The sequence below is a fragment of the Mesorhizobium sp. BHbdii genome (assembly GCF_053848045.1).
In genome coordinates this window covers 1,203,539-1,220,266 of sequence record NZ_JBSPKX010000001.1, presented here as the reverse complement: position 1 = coordinate 1,220,266, position 16,728 = coordinate 1,203,539, and the positions used below count along the sequence as shown (strand labels likewise).

Here is a 16,728-nt window from a genome sequence, read left to right as displayed (position 1 = left end):
CTATTCCGCCGCCTGCCTGAAGCCGTTCTTCGCCAGCGCCGAGCATTCCGCCATCACGGCTGAAGCCCGCGCGATCGGGTTGGTCAGGTAGAAATCCTTGACCGGCGAGGTAAAGGCGCCCTTGTTCAGCCGCCCGCCGAGCTTCGCCACCTCGGCGACATCGTCAACGTTGCCGGCCGCCACCTGGTCGATGCGGGCAAGATGCGGGTATTCCGAATAGAGTTTCGCGCGAAGCTGCGGCAGCGAATCGAACGGCAGCTTCTTGCCCAGCACATCCGACAGCGCCCGCAGGATCGCCCAGTCCTCGCGCGCATCGCCCGGCGCGAAGCCGGCACGGTTGGTCTGCTGCACGCGGCCCTCGGTGTTGACGTAGGTGCCCGATTTTTCGGTATAGGCGGCGCCCGGCAGGATAACGTTGGCGCGGTGCGCGCCCTGATCGCCATGCGTGCCGATATAAACGACGAAGGCGCCGCCGGTCTTGGCCATGTCGATCTCGTCGGCGCCGAGCAGGAACAGCACGTCCATATCGCCCAGCATTCCGGCGACGTTTTTGCCGCCCTCACCCGGCACGAAGCCGACATCGAGCCCGCCGACACGCGCCGCCGCAGTGTGCATCACGGCAAACCCGTTCCAGTCGGCTCTCGCGGCATTGACGGCGGTGGCGAGCTTCGCCGCCTGGCCGAGCACGGCCGCGCCATCCGAGCGTGCCAGCGCACCCTGGCCGACGATAACAAGCGGATGCGTCGCTTTCTTCAGCACCTGGAAGAACTTGCCGTTGCTGTCGGCCAGATCCTTCAGCGATTCCGTTCCGGCGCCGAGCTGCTCATAGTCGTAGCGCGTGTCGCCGACATCGCCGATAACGCCGACCGGCAGGTCGCCGACCCGCCAGCGCTTGCGGATGCGGGCGTTGAGCAAGGATGCCTCGAAGCGCGGATTGGCGCCGATGATCAGCACCGCGTCGGCTTGCTCGATGCCCTCGATGGTCGGGTTGAAGATATAGCTTGCCCGGCCGAGCGACGGATCGAGCGCGGCACCGTCTTGGCGGCAGTCGGTGTTCTTCGAGCCGAGCGAGGCCATCAGCAGCTTCAGCGCATAGATCTCCTCGACGGCGGCGAGATCACCTGCAATGGCGCCGATCTTGTCGGGTGCAGTGCTCGACACCGATTCCTTGATCGCGGAGAAAGCCTCGGCCCAGCTTGCCGGAGCCAGCTTGCCGTTCTTGCGGACGTATGGCCGGTCGAGGCGCTGGGTGCGCAAGCCGTCCCAGATGAAGCGGGTCTTGTCGGAAATCCACTCCTCGTTCACCGCCTCGTTGGTGCGCGGCAGGATGCGCATCACTTCGCGGCCTCTGGAATCGACGCGGATCGCCGAGCCGACAGCATCCATCACGTCGATGGATTCGGTCTTGGTCAGCTCCCACGGCCGTGCCTGGAAGGCGTAGGGTTTGGAGGTCAGCGCGCCGACCGGGCAAAGGTCGATGACGTTGCCCTGCAGTTCCGAGGTCATCGCGCTTTCGAGATAGGTGGTGATCTCGGCGTCCTCGCCGCGGCCGATCAGGCCGAGCTCGGAAATACCGGCAATTTCGGTGGTGAAGCGAACGCAGCGCGTGCAATGGATGCAGCGGTTCATGATCGTTTTGACCAGCGGCCCGATATATTTGTCTTCGACCGCCCGCTTGTTCTCGTGATAGCGCGAGGAATCGACGCCGAACGCCATCGCCTGGTCCTGCAGGTCGCACTCGCCGCCCTGGTCGCAGATCGGGCAATCCAGCGGATGGTTGATCAGCAGGAATTCCATCACGCCTTCCCTGGCCTTCTTGACCATCGGCGTGTTGGTAAAAATTTCCGGCGTTTCGCCATTCGGACCGGGGCGCAGGTCGCGCACGCCCATGGCGCAGGACGCCTGCGGCTTGGGCGGACCGCCCTTCACCTCGATCAGGCACATGCGGCAGTTGCCGGCGATCGACAGCCGCTCATGGAAGCAGAAGCGCGGCACTTCCGCGCCGGCGTCCTCGGCTGCCTGCAGCAGCGTGTAGTGGTCGGGTACAGTAATCTCTTTCCCGTCGACCTTGAGCTTTGCCATGTCGTCTCAAACCCCTGCGGACATTCCGCAATCTTTCTTTCCGGGGCGCAACCGAAACCGCGCCCGGCATTGAATTCAATATTTGGCCGCGGCCAGCACCGCCGCCTGGCCAAGCCAGTCGTCGCGCTCGATGCGGCCCTTGAACGACAGATAATCGTCGACCCAGGCGATCTCTTCCGGCGTCCATGCCGCAATCTGGCCGTAGGTCCAGATCCCCAAGCCGTTCAGCACCTCTTCCAGCTTCGGCCCGATCCCCGATATCGCCTTGAGGTCGGCCGGATTTGCCGGACGATCCATGGCCTTGGGCTGCTTGAAGTCCTCGGGCATCAACCCGGTCGGCGCGGCAGCCGCATCCACCACGCTCCGTGTATTATCCACGCCGCTCGCCGCTATGTCATTCACGTTCCTGGCGAAGGACTGCGCATCGGCGATCAGGGTTTTCGTCGCCGCGCGCGCCTTGGTCGAGGAGCTTGTCCCTGTCCCGGAAAAGCGTTCGACCCTGGCATCGAAATCGTCGACGATCGGCTGGAAAAGCCGCTGCGAGGCCTCGGCGGCGCCCGAGAGCACGCCCATCCACACCCCAAAGGCATGATTGGCAAGCCCGAAGCCGAGCGCCGACAGCGCCGCCGCACCCGCAACAGGGTGCGCCAGGAGATTGACGGCGCTGGCCATCTCCTTCGGCATCATCCTGGTCAGGTCCTGGTTCATCTTCTCGAACGGGTCCAAATCTGGCATCAAATGATCGGGTCTCGAATTCAGCGACATAGGTGGTCTCCTGGTCGTTTCTTCCGTATGCCCCGGCCTGTTTCCTCAAATCGGGCACTTGCCCGTATCTCAAATCGGGCACTTGCCCGTATCTCAAATCGGGCGTTTGCCCGTATTTCATTTGGGCGTTCGCCCGTATTCATTTGGGCGTTTGCCCGTATTTTCTTGTTTATTCCGCCGCAACCATCACCGGCTCTGCCCGGTGCGCGTTGCGCGAAAACTCGTCGATGCGCCGCTCCACCTCGCCGCGGAAATGCCGCATCAGGCCTTGGATCGGCCACGCCGCCGCGTCGCCCAGGGCGCAGATCGTGTGGCCTTCGACCTGTTTGGTCACGTCGAGCAGCATATCGATCTCACGCTTCTGCGCCTCGCCGCGCACCAGCCGCTCCATCACCCGCCACATCCAGCCAGTGCCTTCGCGGCAAGGCGTGCATTGGCCGCAGCTCTCGTGCTTGTAGAAGTAGGAAAGCCGCGCGATCGCCTTCACGATATCGGTCGACTTGTCCATGACGATGACAGCCGCCGTGCCGAGGCCCGATTTCAGGTCGCGCAGCGCATCGAAATCCATCGGCGCGTCGATGATCTGCTCCGCCGGCACCAGCGGCACCGAAGCGCCGCCCGGAATGACCGCCAGCAGATTGTCCCAGCCGCCGCGAATACCGCCGCAATGCGTCTCGATCAGCTCGCGGAACGGGATCGACATCGCCTCTTCGACTGTGCACGGATTGTTGACGTGGCCGGAGATGCAGAACAGCTTAGTGCCGACATTGTTGGGCCGGCCGAAGGACGAGAACCAGGCAGCGCCGCGGCGCAAAATGGTCGGCGCCACCGCGATCGACTCGACATTGTTGACCGTCGTCGGGCAGCCATAGAGGCCGACATTGGCTGGAAATGGCGGCTTCAGCCGCGGCTGGCCCTTCTTGCCTTCGAGGCTTTCGAGCAGCGCCGTTTCCTCGCCACAGATATAGGCGCCGGCGCCATGGTGCATGTAGATGTCGAAGTCGTAGCCGGACGTGTTGTTCTTGCCGATCAGCTTGGCCTCATAGGCCTCGTCGATGGCGCGCTGCAGCGCCTCGCGCTCGCGGATGAACTCGCCGCGCACATAGATGTAGGCGGCGACCGCGCCCATGGCGAAGCCGGCGATCAGGCAGCCCTCGACCAGCGTGTGCGGGTCGTGGCGCAATATGTCACGGTCCTTGCAGGTGCCGGGTTCGGATTCGTCGGCATTGACGACGAGATAGCTCGGCCTCCCGTCGCTCTGCTTGGGCATGAACGACCATTTCAGCCCGGTCGGGAAGCCGGCGCCGCCGCGGCCGCGCAAGCCGGATGCCTTCATCTCGTTGACGATCCAGTCGCGCCCCTTGGCGATGATGCCAGGCGTGTTGTCCCAGGCGCCGCGCGCCATCGCGCCGGCCAGCGACTTGTCGAAGCGGCCGTAGATGTTGTTGAAGATGCGGTCTCTGTCCTGAAGCATTGTTCGTTCCTCAGACCGGTTTCTTGCCGGTGGGCCGATTCTTGTCCATGAGCGACGGCTTGGCCGGCTTGGCGGCTACCTTCTTGCCGCCAGCGCCCAACGGCGCATTCTTCAATTCCGGCGCCTTGAAAGCAGCCGCTGGCTCAGCCTTGGTCTTGGGACCGCTGCGCTGTTTCGAAACGTTTTCGACCTCCGGCGCGGCCTTGTTGGCGTTGGCCGCCGAATGCCGCGGTGCGGCGACGCTCGCCGCCTTTTCCGTCTCTGGTGCGACCTTCGACGGCGAAGGTGATCTCAGCGCCGGGCTGGTTTCGGGCGCATCGGTCTTCGGCTTGCTGGCTTTCGATGGCGCGACAGGGGGAGCCGGTACCTGTGCGGCCGGAGCCCCCGGCGTTGCGACAATTGCCGCTGGCGCGGCCTCCCTGGCGGCCTTGGCGGCTGCCTTGGCTTCCCTGTCGCGGGTCGTCTTCAGGATCGCCTTTTCGCTCTTCAGCGTCGTCAGGCCGGTGATCGGCTCGGAGGTGATGCGGCCATTCTGCGGGCCCGGCGTCACCGAGGCGCCCTTGCCGGCGTCGTAGAGATCGATGATCTCGGCAAGCCGCTCCGGCGTCAGGTCCTCGAACGTGTCCTTGAAAATCATCACCATCGGCGCGTTGACGCAGGCGCCAAGGCATTCGACCTCCTCCCACGACAGCGTACCCTTGTCGTTGGTGTGGAACTGGTCGTGATGGATCTTCGAGCGGCACACGTCCATCAGCGCTTCCGAGCCGCGCAGCATGCAGGGCGTGGTGCCGCAGACCTGGATATGCGCGCGGGTGCCGACCGGATTGAGCTGGTATTGCGTGTAGAAGGTGGCGACCTCCAACCCCCTGATGTAGGGCATGCCGAGCATGTCGGAGATCGCCTCGATCGCCGCCTTGGTCACCCAGCCTTCCTGCTCCTGCGCCAGCATCAGCAAGGGGATGATCGCCGATTGCTCGCGGCCCTTCGGGTATTTCTTGATCCATTGCTTCGCCGCTGCCGCATTCGCCCGGCTGAAGGCGAACGAGGCTGGCTGGAGGCTGGCTTCTGCGAGACGGCGGACTGACATGATTTTCGCTTTGTTTACTTCTTACTGAACCGAGCCAGAGACGCGATAGCAGTTCTCAGATTGCCCTAACACGCACACAAACTCTTCTTTCCCGCGCTTCAGGCGGATGTATTCGTCATAACGATCGTCAACCCAAGAGACACAGTAAGGCCGTGGCCGGCTGGGCACCTGGGCAACGAACGAGTCCAACTGGCACTGCGGGAAGGAATGAAGAACAATCCCCTCATCCATCGGTGCATGTCTCTCGAACGTGCGCCCCATCAATAAGTCACCTTCCGCAACCAGCTCAAACCCAATCTTGAGCAGATCTCTCGACAATAGCCGACCATCGGGGCCCCAAGCAGGGACTTGGGCCGCCATCGTCAGGACCGCTGCGGTGACAAGCGCGTTCATTGCTAGCGGTCAACCTCCCCGAAGACGATATCGAGTGAACCCAACACGGCGGTGACGTCGGCCAGCATGTGGCCGCGGCACAGGAAATCCATGGCCTGCAGATGGGCAAAGCCTGGCGCGCGCAGCTTGCAGCGATAGGGTTTGTTGGTGCCGTCCGAGACCAGGTAAACGCCGAACTCGCCTTTCGGCGCTTCGACCGCCGCATAGACCTCGCCCGCTGGCACGCGGTAGCCTTCGGTGTAGAGCTTGAAGTGATGGATCAGCGCTTCCATCGAACGCTTCATCGCCGCACGCTTCGGCGGCACCACCTTGCCGTCGAGATTCGACACCGGCCCCGCACCTTCCTTGCCGAGCAGCAGGTCGACGCACTGGCGCATGATTTTCGCCGACTGGCGCATCTCTTCCATGCGCACGAGGTAACGGTCGAAGCAGTCGCCGTTCTTGCCGATCGGGATGTCGAAATCCATCTCCGAATAACATTCGTAGGGCTGCGACTTGCGCAGGTCCCAGGCCACACCCGAGCCGCGCACCATCACGCCGGAAAAACCCCAGGCCCAGGCATCGGCCAGCGACACCGTGCCGATATCGACATTGCGCTGCTTGAAGATGCGGTTGCCGGTCAGCAGTGCGTCAAGATCGTCGAGCGATTTCAGGAACGGGTCGATCCAGTTGCCGATATCCTCGACCAGCTTCTGCGGCAGGTCCTGGTGGACGCCGCCGGGCCGGAAATAGGCCGCATGCATGCGCGAACCGCTGGCCCGCTCATAGAATACCATGAGTTTTTCACGTTCGACGAAGCCCCACAAGGGCGGCGTCAGCGCGCCGACATCCATCGCCTGCGTCGTCACATTGAGGATGTGCGACATGATGCGGCCGATCTCGCAATAAAGCACGCGGATCAGCTGGCCGCGCTTCGGCACTTCGATGCCGAGCAGTCGCTCGGCGGCAAGCGCGAAGGCATGCTCCTGGTTCATCGGCGCGCAATAGTCGAGCCGGTCGAGATATGGCACCGCCTGCAGATAGGTTTTGGCTTCGATCAGCTTTTCAGTGCCGCGATGCAACAGCCCGATATGCGGATCGACGCGATCGACGACTTCGCCATCGAGCTCCAGCACGAGGCGCAAAACGCCATGCGCCGCCGGATGTTGCGGGCCGAAATTGATGTTGAAGTTGCGAACGGAGGTTTCAGCCATTTACTGCTTTGCCTTCTCATCCCCCGGGAGCACGTAATCCGTACCTTCCCACGGAGACAGAAAATCGAAATTGCGGAATTCCTGCTTCAATTCCACCGGCTCGTAGATGACCCGCTTGGCCTCGTCGTCGTAGCGCACCTCGACGAAACCGGTCAGCGGAAAATCCTTGCGCAGCGGATGACCCTCGAAGCCGTAATCGGTCAGAATCCGCCGCAAATCGGGATGGCCCGAGAACAGAACGCCATAGAGATCGTAGGTTTCGCGTTCGAACCAGTCGGCGCCGGGATAGACGCCGGTGATCGACGGCACCACGGTTTCCTCGTCGGCCTGGACCTTGATGCGAATCCGAATATTCTGCTTCGGCGACAAGAGATGATAGACGACGTCGAAGCGCTTGGCCCGCGACGGATAATCGGCGCCGCACACGTCGATGATCGAGATGAACTGGCATTTTGGATCGTCGCGCAGGAAGGTCACCACTTCGATCAGATCGTGCGGCTCGACAGAGATGGTGAGTTCGCCATAGGCAAACACCGCCTCGCCGATCCGGCCGTTCAGCTTCTCTCCGAGATGGGTCGAGAGTTCATTCAAGGACTGGATCATGCCGCTCACCGTTCGATCGTGCCGGTGCGGCGGATCTTCTTCTGCAGGAGAAGAATGCCGTAAAGCAGCGCTTCCGCACTCGGCGGGCAGCCGGGCACGTAGATGTCGACCGGCACGACGCGATCGCAGCCTCGCACCACCGAATAGGAATAGTGGTAATAGCCGCCGCCATTGGCGCAGGAGCCCATCGAGATGACGTAGCGCGGCTCCGGCATCTGGTCGTAGACCTTGCGCAGCGCCGGCGCCATCTTGTTGGTCAGCGTGCCGGCGACGATCATGATGTCGGACTGGCGCGGAGACGCGCGAGGAGCGACACCGAACCTCTCCGAGTCATAGCGCGGCATCGAGGTGTGGATCATCTCGACCGCGCAGCAGGCAAGACCGAAGGTCATGAACATCAGCGAGCCGCTGCGCGCCCAGGTGATCAGCGCCTCGGTGGAGGTGACCAGAAAACCCTTGTCGGCCAGTTCGTTGTTGATCTCGAGGAAGAATGGATCATTCGCCCCCACCGGCTTCCCGGTGCTGGGGTCGAGAATGCCCTTCGGCTTCGGCGCGACGAGCGTGCCGGAATTGTCGCTCAATCCCATTCCAGCGCTCCTTTCTTCCATTCATAGGCAAAGCCGATGGTCAGCACCGCCAAAAACACCATCATCGACCAGAAACCGAGCATGCCGATCTGGCTGAAAGACACGGCCCACGGGAACAGGAAGGCCACTTCCAGATCGAAGATGATGAACAGGATCGACACCAGGTAGAAGCGGATGTCGAACTTCATGCGGGCGTCGTCGAACGAATTGAAGCCGCACTCATAGGCGGAAAGCTTTTCCGGATCTGGGTTGCGGAAGGCCACCAGGAAGGGGGCGGCAAGCAGCGCCAGGCCGACGACCAGCGCCACGCCGATGAACAGGACGATGGGCAGGTACGAACTCAACAATGCGTTCATGCTGCAGCTTTCCGTTGGCGGCCAATCCACTCTGATTACAGCACCGGACCCACTTGCGGAAGCGTGACAGTTTAACCACTGAACCGTTTTAGGAGGCTCTATGCTGCAACGCGGCGAGGGTTAGCGCAGCGCTTTCGGCGAAGCAAGTCAAACCTTGTTCAAAACACGGTGCCTGGACGGCATATCCGGATAAACTGGTCCGATCCGCTCCTGTTTGATTTCTTTCATCTTTTACTCCAGTTTCCTCTCCTGACATAGATGCCGCCAAAACCCTGCTAGCATGGCGCGGAATCATCGTCCAAACCTTGGGTCGAATGCCAACAGAGTGCCGTCTGCATGAAGGAAAAAATCTCGCTCGCCATGGCCCGGCGCATCGCGCTTGCCGCACAGGGGTTTGCCGATCCTCGCCCTAACAGCACGCCTGATCGCCGCCATCTGGCCCGCGTCCTTGCCCGCACCGGCCTGCTGCAGATCGATTCCGTCAGTGCGGTGGTGCGTGCTCACTATATGCCGCTCTATTCGCGGCTTGGCCCCTACCCGCTTGCGCTGCTCGACAACGCCGCCGTGACGCGCAAGCGCAAAGTCTTCGAATATTGGGCGCATGAGGCCTCCTTTCTGCCGGTCGAGACCTATCCACTGATGCGCTGGCGCATGGAGCGGGCCGAGCGCGGCGAGGAAATGTATAACGGGCTGGCCAAGTGGGGCCGCGAACGCGCCGCCTACATTGAAGACATCTATCGCGAGGTCGTTCAACGCGGCCCGATCGCCGCTTCCGCCCTGGAGGGCCAGAAAGGCTCGGGCGGCTGGTGGGGCTGGAGCGATGCCAAGCACGCTTTCGAATGGCTGTTCTGGGCTGGCCGCATCACCACGGCGTCGCGTCGTGGCTTCGAGCGGCGCTACGATCTGCCGGAGCGAGTGCTGCCGCCTGCGATACTTGCCCTGCCAGTGCCCTCCCCTGAGGATGCGCACCGCGAATTGCTGCGCATTTCCGCCCGCGCCCACGGGGTCGCGACGGCGGGCGACCTGCGCGATTATTTCCGCCTCTCTCCAGCCGACATCAAGGGCCGGATTGAGGAACTGGTCGAGGCCGGCGATCTTTTGCCCGTACGCGTCGAAGGCTGGGACAAGCCTGCCTATCTTTACAAGGACGCCCGTTTTCCGCGCAAGATCGAGGCACGCGCGCTGCTCGCTCCGTTCGATCCGGTCGTCTTCGAGCGGTCGCGCACGGAAAGACTGTTCGACTTCCGCTATCGCATCGAGATCTACACCCCCGTCGAAAAGCGCCAGTACGGCTATTATGTGCTGCCGTTCCTGCTCGGCGAAAGGATCGTGGCTCGCATCGATCTCAAGGCCGACCGCCCCGCCGGCGTGCTGCGCGTCCATGCCGCCTATGCCGAGCCCGGCGCCCCGCCGAAAACCGCCGCCGAACTCTTCGAGGAGTTGAAGCTGATGCAGGGTTGGCTCGGGCTGGAACGCATCGAAGTGACTCCGGCCGGCGACCTGGGTTCGGCTCTCGCCAACATTGCCGCATCGTAGACGTGCGTTGACACGACTGCCTGCACAGGCCTAAATCCAATCCAGACGGTCTCCTCTCGGCAAAGGGAGGAGCCAAGAGGGAATGCGGTGCGAAATTCCGATTTCAAATCCGCGGCTGTCCCCGCAACTGTAAGCGACGAGCCAAGGCCGAAAACCACTGGGACGGTCCCGGGAAGGCGGCACCAAGGCGATGACCCGCGAGCCAGGAGACCTGCCGTCTAGGACAAAAGAATCCGATCGCCTGGCGGGTTTTCCGGGCATGGAGCCTGATTTGGAACGCGACAGCAGTTTTTCGGCTGAGACAGCGGACGTATTGCCCGATAGTGATCCCTTGGCCGGCGTCACGGTGATCGTCTGCGCCTCCTGCCGTGACGAGACCGGCTCCGATGGCCATCCCCGCGCCGGCGAATTGTTGGCCGAAGACACGCGCCGCGCCGCTTCCGGCGAAAATATCCGTATCCGCAGCGTCGAATGCCTCGGCAACTGCAAGCGCCGGCTGAGCGCCGCGATCCTGCGCGACGGCTGCTGGAGCTACGTCTTCGGCGACCTGACCACGACAAGCGGCGCCGATCTCGTCACTGGCGCAAAGCTCTTCGCCACCTCGACGGACGGTCTCATTCCATGGCGCGGCCGCCCCGATAGTCTGAAGCGCGGCCTCGTCGCCCGCATCCCTCCCCTCGACCTTTTGAAGGACCTGACATGACCGCTTCCGTCTCCCGCGTGCCCTGCACCGTCGTCACCGGCTTCCTCGGCGCCGGCAAGACAACGCTGATCCGCCATCTGCTCGAAAACGCCGGGGGCAAGCGGCTGGCCATCATCGTCAACGAGTTCGGCGACATCGGCATCGACGGCGAGATCCTCAAGGGATGCGGCATCGACACCTGCCCCGAGGACAATATCGTCGAGCTGGCCAATGGTTGCATCTGCTGCACCGTCGCCGACGACTTTGTCCCGGCGCTCGACCAGATCCTGTCGCTGACGCCGAAGGTCGACCATATCCTGATCGAAACCTCTGGGCTGGCTCTGCCCAAGCCGCTGGTCCAGGCCTTCCAGTGGCCGTCGGTGAAGAGCCGGGTGACCGTGGACGGCGTCGTCGCCGTGGTCGACGGACCGGCGCTGGCCGAAGGCCGCGTCGCCAACGACATGGACGCCCTGCAGGCGCAGCGCGCGCAGGACGAGACGCTCGACCACGACGACCCGGTCGAGGAGGTGTTCGAGGACCAACTCGCTTGCGCCGACCTGATCATATTGTCGAAGAGCGACTTGATGGACGCCGCCGGTTCGGCCCGCGCCAATGCCATCATCGGCGAGCACACCGCGCGCGCCGTCAAGATCATGCCGACCTCGCAAGGTAAGGTCGATCCGTCTGTGCTGCTCGGCCTCGGCCTTGCCGTCGAGGACGACATCGAGAACCGCAAGACCCACCACGACGACGAACTCGACCACGAGCACGACGACTTCGATTCCTTCGTCATCGACATTCCGTCGATCGCCAATCCCGATGAGCTGGCTTTGCGTGTCGCCACGGCGGCGGAGGAAGAGAACGTGCTGCGCGTCAAGGGTTTCGTCGACGTCGGCGGCAAGCCGATGCGGCTGTTGCTGCAGGCTGTCGGTCCGCGCGTCAATCACTATTACGACCGCGCCTGGACCACTGAGGACGACCGCCGTTCGCGTCTCGTCGTCATCGGTCTGAAAGGGCTGAACCGCCCGGCCATCGAGCGTATCCTCGCCGGCTGACCCCAGGCACGAGCCGCGATGCACATCCTCACCACAACATCCGCCTCGCTCGACGATCTCGCCGAGCCCGTTGATCTCAGGCAGACGCCTGCGGATGTCGTGGCGCTGTCCTTCACCGACAGCGATCTGGCCGGGCTGGCGGCGGCGTGGAAGGCAGGTGCGGATCGCCTGCCGTCGATGCGGCTGGCGCCTTTGCGTGATCTGCGCCATCCCATGTCCGTCGACCTCTGGATCGACAGCGTCGCCCGCCACGCCAGGGTTATTTTGGTTCGCATTCTCGGCGGCTATGACTGGTGGCGCTATGGCTGCGACCAGCTTGCCTCGACCGCCCGCGCACGCGGCATAAAACTGGCGCTGCTGCCCGGCGAGAGCCACGACGAGGATTTGCGGCTGATCGAATGCTCGACGCTGCCCCGCGAAGAGCTCGACGGTCTGCTCAATTATTTTCGCGAGGGCGGCCCGGCCAACATGACAGCGCTGGTGCATCGGCTGGCCCGGCTGGCGGGATCGGACATGGCGGTCGCGGAGCCGGTCAGCGTGCCGAAGGCGGGCTATTATGAGCCGGGACGCGGTGTCGTCCCCCTCCCCCTCGAGGGGAGGGTCCGGCCGCAGGCCGGGGGTGGGGTCCTCTCTGAAGTGCGCCGACACCCTGAAGCGCTTCGACAGAAAGAAACGTCGCGCACTGCCGCAACGACCCCACCCGCCCCTGCGGGCCACCCTCCCCTCGAGGGGAAGGGATACGCCGCGCCTGTCATTCCCATCCTGTTCTATCGCTCGATGCTGCTCGCCGCCGATGTCGCGCCCATCGACGCTCTTTTTGAGGCGCTGAGCGCGCGCGGAATGGCCCCCGTCCCCATCTTCGTCTCCAGCCTCAAGGACCCAGCATCGCTCGCCTTCGTCGAGACCGCGCTCGCAGCGCTGAACCCTGCCGCGATCATCACCGCGACGGCTTTCGCTTCCGGCGCCGAGCCCGGCGTCGAAACCCTGTTCGACCGCGCCGGCGTGCCGGTCTTCCAGGTCATCGTCGCGACGACTCGTCGTGACATCTGGCAAAACAATCAGCGCGGGCTGGCGCCCGCCGACCTCGCCATGCATGTCGTATTGCCGGAGCTCGACGGCCGCATTCTGGCCGGCGCCATTTCCTTCAAAGGCGAGAGCGAAACCGACCCGGCACTGGCCTTCCGCGCCTTCGCCAACCGGCCGGAGCCGGACCGCGTCGCGCAGGTGGCGAACCGTGTCCAAGCCTTCATCCGCCTGCAGCGCACGCCGCGCGCGGAACGCAAGCTCGCCATCCTGATCCCCGACTATCCGAGCGCACCCGGCCGCACCGGCTACGCCGTCGGCCTCGATGTGCCGTCCAGCGTGCTGGCAATGCTGCACGACCTGAGCGAACAGGGCTACGCCGTTGAAGGGATTCCGCAAACGCCGCGCGCGTTGCTGAAGATGCTGGAGCGCAGCGAAGGTGGATTGGGACTAGGGGACTATCTCGACCTTTCGACGGAATTGCCGGCTGAGGCAATAGCTGCCGTGACGGCCGCGTGGGGGAATGCGGCAGATGAGACAGGTTTGTGCGACGCACCCCCCTCTGTCCTGCCGGACGTGTCCGGCACGACAGAGGGGGGTGTTCAAGCGCCCACCACCGCAAATTTCCCCTTCCGCGCCGCGACTTTCGGCAACATCACCGTGGCGCTCGCCCCCGATCGCGGGCGATCGGCCGACCGCCGCGCCGACTATCACGACCCGACATTGCCGCCGCGGCATGCGCTGATCGCCTTCGGTCTGTGGCTGCGCAAATCGGTCGGCGTCCATGCTCTCGTCCATGTCGGCGCCCACGGCACGCTGGAATGGCTGCCCGGCAAGACCGTTGCGCTTAGCGAAAACTGTTTTCCTGAGATCGTCACTGGCCCCCTGCCCGTCATCTATCCGTTCATCGTCTCCAACCCGGGAGAGGCAGCACAGGCCAAGCGGCGCATTGCCGCCGTCACCCTCGGCCATTTACCGCCGCCGCTGACCGGCGCCGGGCTCGATGAGAACCAGCACCAGCTTGAACGGCTGGTCGACGAATACGCCCAGGCCGACGGGCTCGACCGCCGCCGCCGCGATCGCCTGGCGAAACTGATCGTCGAAACCGCACAAAAGAGCGGCCTCGCCTCCGAAGCCGGCGTCGCCGGAACCGACGCGCCCGACGAGGCGCTGCGCCGCATCGACGCCTGGCTCTGCGACCTCAAGGATTTTGCCATCAAGGACGGCCTTCACATCTATGGCCGCTCAGCCGAGGGTGAGACCGATCCGCTGCGCGAGCAAAGTGCGGCGGCCGAGAAGACGGCAGTCATCGCAGTGCTCGACGGCCGCCATGTCGCTGCCGGTCCGGCCGGGGCACCGGCGCGTGGCCGGCGCGATGTGCTGCCGACCGGCCGCAATCTGTTCACATCAGATCCACGCAACATGCCGACGCCGACATCCTTCGATCTCGGCAGGGTGGCGTCCGACGAGGTCTTGCGCAGCTACATGCAATCGCATGGCGACTGGCCGCGCTCGCTGGTCATCGACCTCTGGGGCTCGGCCTCGCTGCGCACCGGCGGCGAGGAGATCGCGCAAGGCCTGGCGCTGATGGGCTGCCGGCCGCAATGGGACTCTGCCACCGGCCGCGTCACCGGCATCGAGGTGCTGCCGCCGGCAACGCTTGGCCGCCCGCGCGTCGATGTCACCTGGCGCATATCAGGCCTGTTTCGTGATATGTTCCCGACCCAGATCGCGCTGATCGATGCTGCCGCCAGCGCCGTGGCCGCCCGCGACGAGGACGCTTCGGAAAACCCGCTCGCGGCCAAGACCCGCGCCGAGGGGAAGATCAGCCCGCGCATTTTCGGCACCTCGCCCGGCACCTACGGCGCCGGCGGCGAGGATTTGCTGTCGAGCGGCGACTGGGCCGCGCGCGAAGAGATCGGTCGCGCGTATCTCGACGCCACCTCGCATGCATATGGCGGCGCCGACGGCGAAGGTATCTCGGCGCCCGGCGCGTTCGAGGATCGTGTCGCCGAGGCCAACCTTCTCGTCCATACGGGAGATGATCCCGGCCGCGATATTTTGGAAGGCTCGGCCGACGTCGCCTTCATCGGCGGTTTTTCGGCGGCGCTTGCGGCACTCGGCAAGAATGCCGACGTGATCGTCCTCGACACCACGGATCCGCAAAAGCCGAAGCCGCGTTCGGTTGGAGAAGCCGTATCTCGGGTAGTTCGCGCCCGCGCGGTCAACCCGCGCTTCATATCAGGCCAGATGCGGCACGGGCCGCGTGGTGCTTCGGAATTCGCCGAGACGGTCGACCGGCTGGTCGGCTTCGCTGAGACCACCCATGCCATATCGGGCACGCTGATCGAGGTCGTGCACGACGCCTATCTCGGCGATCCCGTGGTTCGCGCCTTCATCTTGCGCGAGAACCCTTCCGCCGCGAAGGTGATCGCCGAGCGGTTTCTGTCGGCGCGGCGGCGCGGTCTCTGGCATCCGCTACGCAATTCCATCGATGACGATCTCGCCGCACTGATCGCCGAGGCCCAGGCGCTGGGGGTGGCCGCATGAACGCCTTCTCACGTCGCGGTGCCTGCCCCGCTTTGTCCGCGCCGATGCAGACCGGCGACGGGCGTCTGGTGCGGCTCAATCCGGTCGCCGGAGGACTCTCGCCGAAGTCCTTGCTCGGACTCGGTGAATCCGCCTTGCGGCATGGCAACGGCATCATGGAAGTGACCGCACGTGGTAGCCTGCAGATACGCGGCCTGACGCCGGCAAGCGCCCGGCTGCTGGCGGTGGAGGTCGATGCAACGGGTATCGCCGTACGCACCGGCGTGCCGGTCGAGACCGGGCCGCTTGCGGGGCTCGATCCCGAAGAGATCGCCGATCCGCGCCCGCTGGCGGAGCGGATTCGGGCGGCAATCGAGGACGCCGGGCTGGGACAGCGCCTCGGGCCGAAGGTTTCGGTCATTGTCGATGGCGGCGGGCGGCTGACCATGGATGCGGTTTCGGCCGATGTCAGGCTGGCTGCGATGCGGATTGATGCGGGTGTCCAGTGGCTGGTAGCCGTTGCCGGCGACAGGCAGAATGCGACGCCGCTCGTCATGGTCGAGGAAAATGCGGCCCGTGATATCGCCGTCGCGATTCTGAGAATGGTTGCCGAAAAAGGCCGTGAAGCCCATGCAAGGGATTTGTCGGAGAGGCAGCTAACATCTCTCGCCAGTTGGCATTCCTTCGCGCTCGCGAAGGAATGCCTTCCTCTCACGGCCGCGCCAGCTCCTTCGCCAATCGGCCTATTCCCTCTCGGCGGTGATGCAACCGCCCTCGGCATCGGCCTGCCCTTCGGCAGCATGCCGGCGCAAAAACTCATCGACCTCATACAACAGGCCCTCGCCCTTGGCGCCATCGAAGTTCGCCTGGCGCCGGGCCGCGCGCTGCTATTCCTTGGTCTTCAGTTGTCCGGCTGCTCTTCCCTGAGAGATGCCGCCGCCACCCTCGGCTTCGTCACCGACGCTGCTGATCCGCGCACCAGGATCGCCGCTTGCCCTGGTGCGCCAGCCTGCGCCTCCGGCCGGATCGCGACGCGCGACATCGCCGAGACCATCGCTGCGGAAAACCGCGACATCCTCGATTCCTCGCTCACGCTTCATATTTCCGGCTGCGCCAAGGGCTGCGCGCATCCCGGCCCGGCGGCGCTGACGCTGATCGGTGGCGAAAACGGAGCCGGTCTTGTCGTGGACGGGACGGCAAAGGCCCTTCCTGCCGGATACTGGCCAGGCTATGACGCCGCGCGCGGCGTTGGCCGGATTGCGGCAGCGGTCCGCGAGGCACGACTTCGAGGCGATACCACCGCCGCCTGCCTGACAAGGCTTGGCGCGGCCGGTGTCGCCGAACTCTATCGACAGGAATAAAC

The 16,728-nt window shown here is 64.2% G+C and carries 14 protein-coding genes and 1 riboswitch; of the genes, 5 read left to right on the top strand and 9 right to left on the bottom strand.

The annotated features are described in order from the left end of the window. The 9 genes from nuoG to ACWTU8_RS05935 form a co-directional block, all read right to left on the bottom strand. Positions 1-2,082, bottom strand: coding sequence for an NADH-quinone oxidoreductase subunit NuoG (gene nuoG / locus ACWTU8_RS05975; RefSeq protein WP_455847399.1), 2,082 nt, complete (start codon positions 2,080-2,082; stop codon positions 1-3). Positions 2,083-2,157: 75 nt separating this feature from the next. Then, entirely contained in the window at positions 2,158-2,847 is a 690-nt protein-coding gene (locus ACWTU8_RS05970; protein WP_455847398.1) for an NADH-ubiquinone dehydrogenase, read from the bottom strand. A gap of 169 nt (positions 2,848-3,016) precedes the next feature. Further along, entirely contained in the window at positions 3,017-4,321 is a 1,305-nt protein-coding gene (nuoF, locus tag ACWTU8_RS05965) for an NADH-quinone oxidoreductase subunit NuoF (protein ID WP_095518577.1), read from the bottom strand. Between the two features lie 10 nt (positions 4,322-4,331). After that, on the bottom strand, positions 4,332-5,408 hold the full coding sequence (gene nuoE / locus ACWTU8_RS05960) for an NADH-quinone oxidoreductase subunit NuoE (protein ID WP_455847397.1): 1,077 nt from the start codon (positions 5,406-5,408) through the stop codon (positions 4,332-4,334). Between the two features lie 21 nt (positions 5,409-5,429). Continuing rightward, positions 5,430-5,801: a hypothetical protein gene (locus ACWTU8_RS05955; protein ID WP_455847396.1), complete on the bottom strand. Its 372-nt coding sequence runs from the start codon at positions 5,799-5,801 to the stop codon at positions 5,430-5,432. 2 nt (positions 5,802-5,803) lie between these two features. After that, positions 5,804-6,994, bottom strand: a complete 1,191-nt coding sequence (locus ACWTU8_RS05950) for an NADH-quinone oxidoreductase subunit D (RefSeq protein ID WP_128342199.1) — start codon at positions 6,992-6,994, stop codon at positions 5,804-5,806. Then, positions 6,995-7,597, bottom strand: a complete 603-nt coding sequence (locus tag ACWTU8_RS05945) for an NADH-quinone oxidoreductase subunit C (protein ID WP_455847395.1) — start codon at positions 7,595-7,597, stop codon at positions 6,995-6,997. Positions 7,598-7,602: 5 nt separating this feature from the next. Then, positions 7,603-8,184: a NuoB/complex I 20 kDa subunit family protein gene (locus tag ACWTU8_RS05940; RefSeq protein ID WP_027156092.1), complete on the bottom strand. Its 582-nt coding sequence runs from the start codon at positions 8,182-8,184 to the stop codon at positions 7,603-7,605. Next, on the bottom strand, positions 8,175-8,540 hold the full coding sequence (locus ACWTU8_RS05935) for an NADH-quinone oxidoreductase subunit A (protein WP_029352062.1): 366 nt from the start codon (positions 8,538-8,540) through the stop codon (positions 8,175-8,177). The genes ACWTU8_RS05940 and ACWTU8_RS05935 overlap by 10 nt, the downstream gene beginning before the upstream one ends. 336 nt (positions 8,541-8,876) lie before the next feature. Here ACWTU8_RS05935 and ACWTU8_RS05930 point away from each other — a divergent pair, with 336 nt between their 5' ends. The 5 genes from ACWTU8_RS05930 (at position 8,877) to cobG (ending at position 16,726) form a co-directional block, all read left to right on the top strand. Further along, positions 8,877-10,076, top strand: a complete 1,200-nt coding sequence (locus tag ACWTU8_RS05930; RefSeq protein ID WP_455847394.1) for a winged helix-turn-helix domain-containing protein — start codon at positions 8,877-8,879, stop codon at positions 10,074-10,076. Positions 10,077-10,105: 29 nt separating this feature from the next. After that, positions 10,106-10,309: riboswitch (cobalamin riboswitch) on the top strand. A gap of 38 nt (positions 10,310-10,347) precedes the next feature. Continuing rightward, the gene (locus tag ACWTU8_RS05925; protein WP_455847393.1) at positions 10,348-10,779 is read left to right on the top strand and encodes a DUF1636 family protein; all 432 of its coding nucleotides are present in this window, start codon (positions 10,348-10,350) and stop codon (positions 10,777-10,779) included. Beyond that, positions 10,776-11,813 (top strand): cobalamin biosynthesis protein CobW, encoded by a 1,038-nt coding sequence (gene cobW / locus ACWTU8_RS05920; RefSeq protein WP_455847392.1) that lies wholly within the window; start codon positions 10,776-10,778, stop codon positions 11,811-11,813. Before ACWTU8_RS05925 ends, cobW begins: the two co-directional genes overlap by 4 nt. Positions 11,814-11,831: 18 nt before the next feature. Continuing rightward, a complete protein-coding gene (cobN, locus tag ACWTU8_RS05915) occupies positions 11,832-15,386 on the top strand; it encodes a cobaltochelatase subunit CobN (RefSeq protein WP_455847391.1) in 3,555 nt (1,184 codons plus the stop codon). Beyond that, the gene (cobG, locus tag ACWTU8_RS05910) at positions 15,383-16,726 is read left to right on the top strand and encodes a precorrin-3B synthase (RefSeq protein ID WP_455847390.1); all 1,344 of its coding nucleotides are present in this window, start codon (positions 15,383-15,385) and stop codon (positions 16,724-16,726) included. Before cobN ends, cobG begins: the two co-directional genes overlap by 4 nt. Positions 16,727-16,728 lie beyond the last annotated feature (2 nt).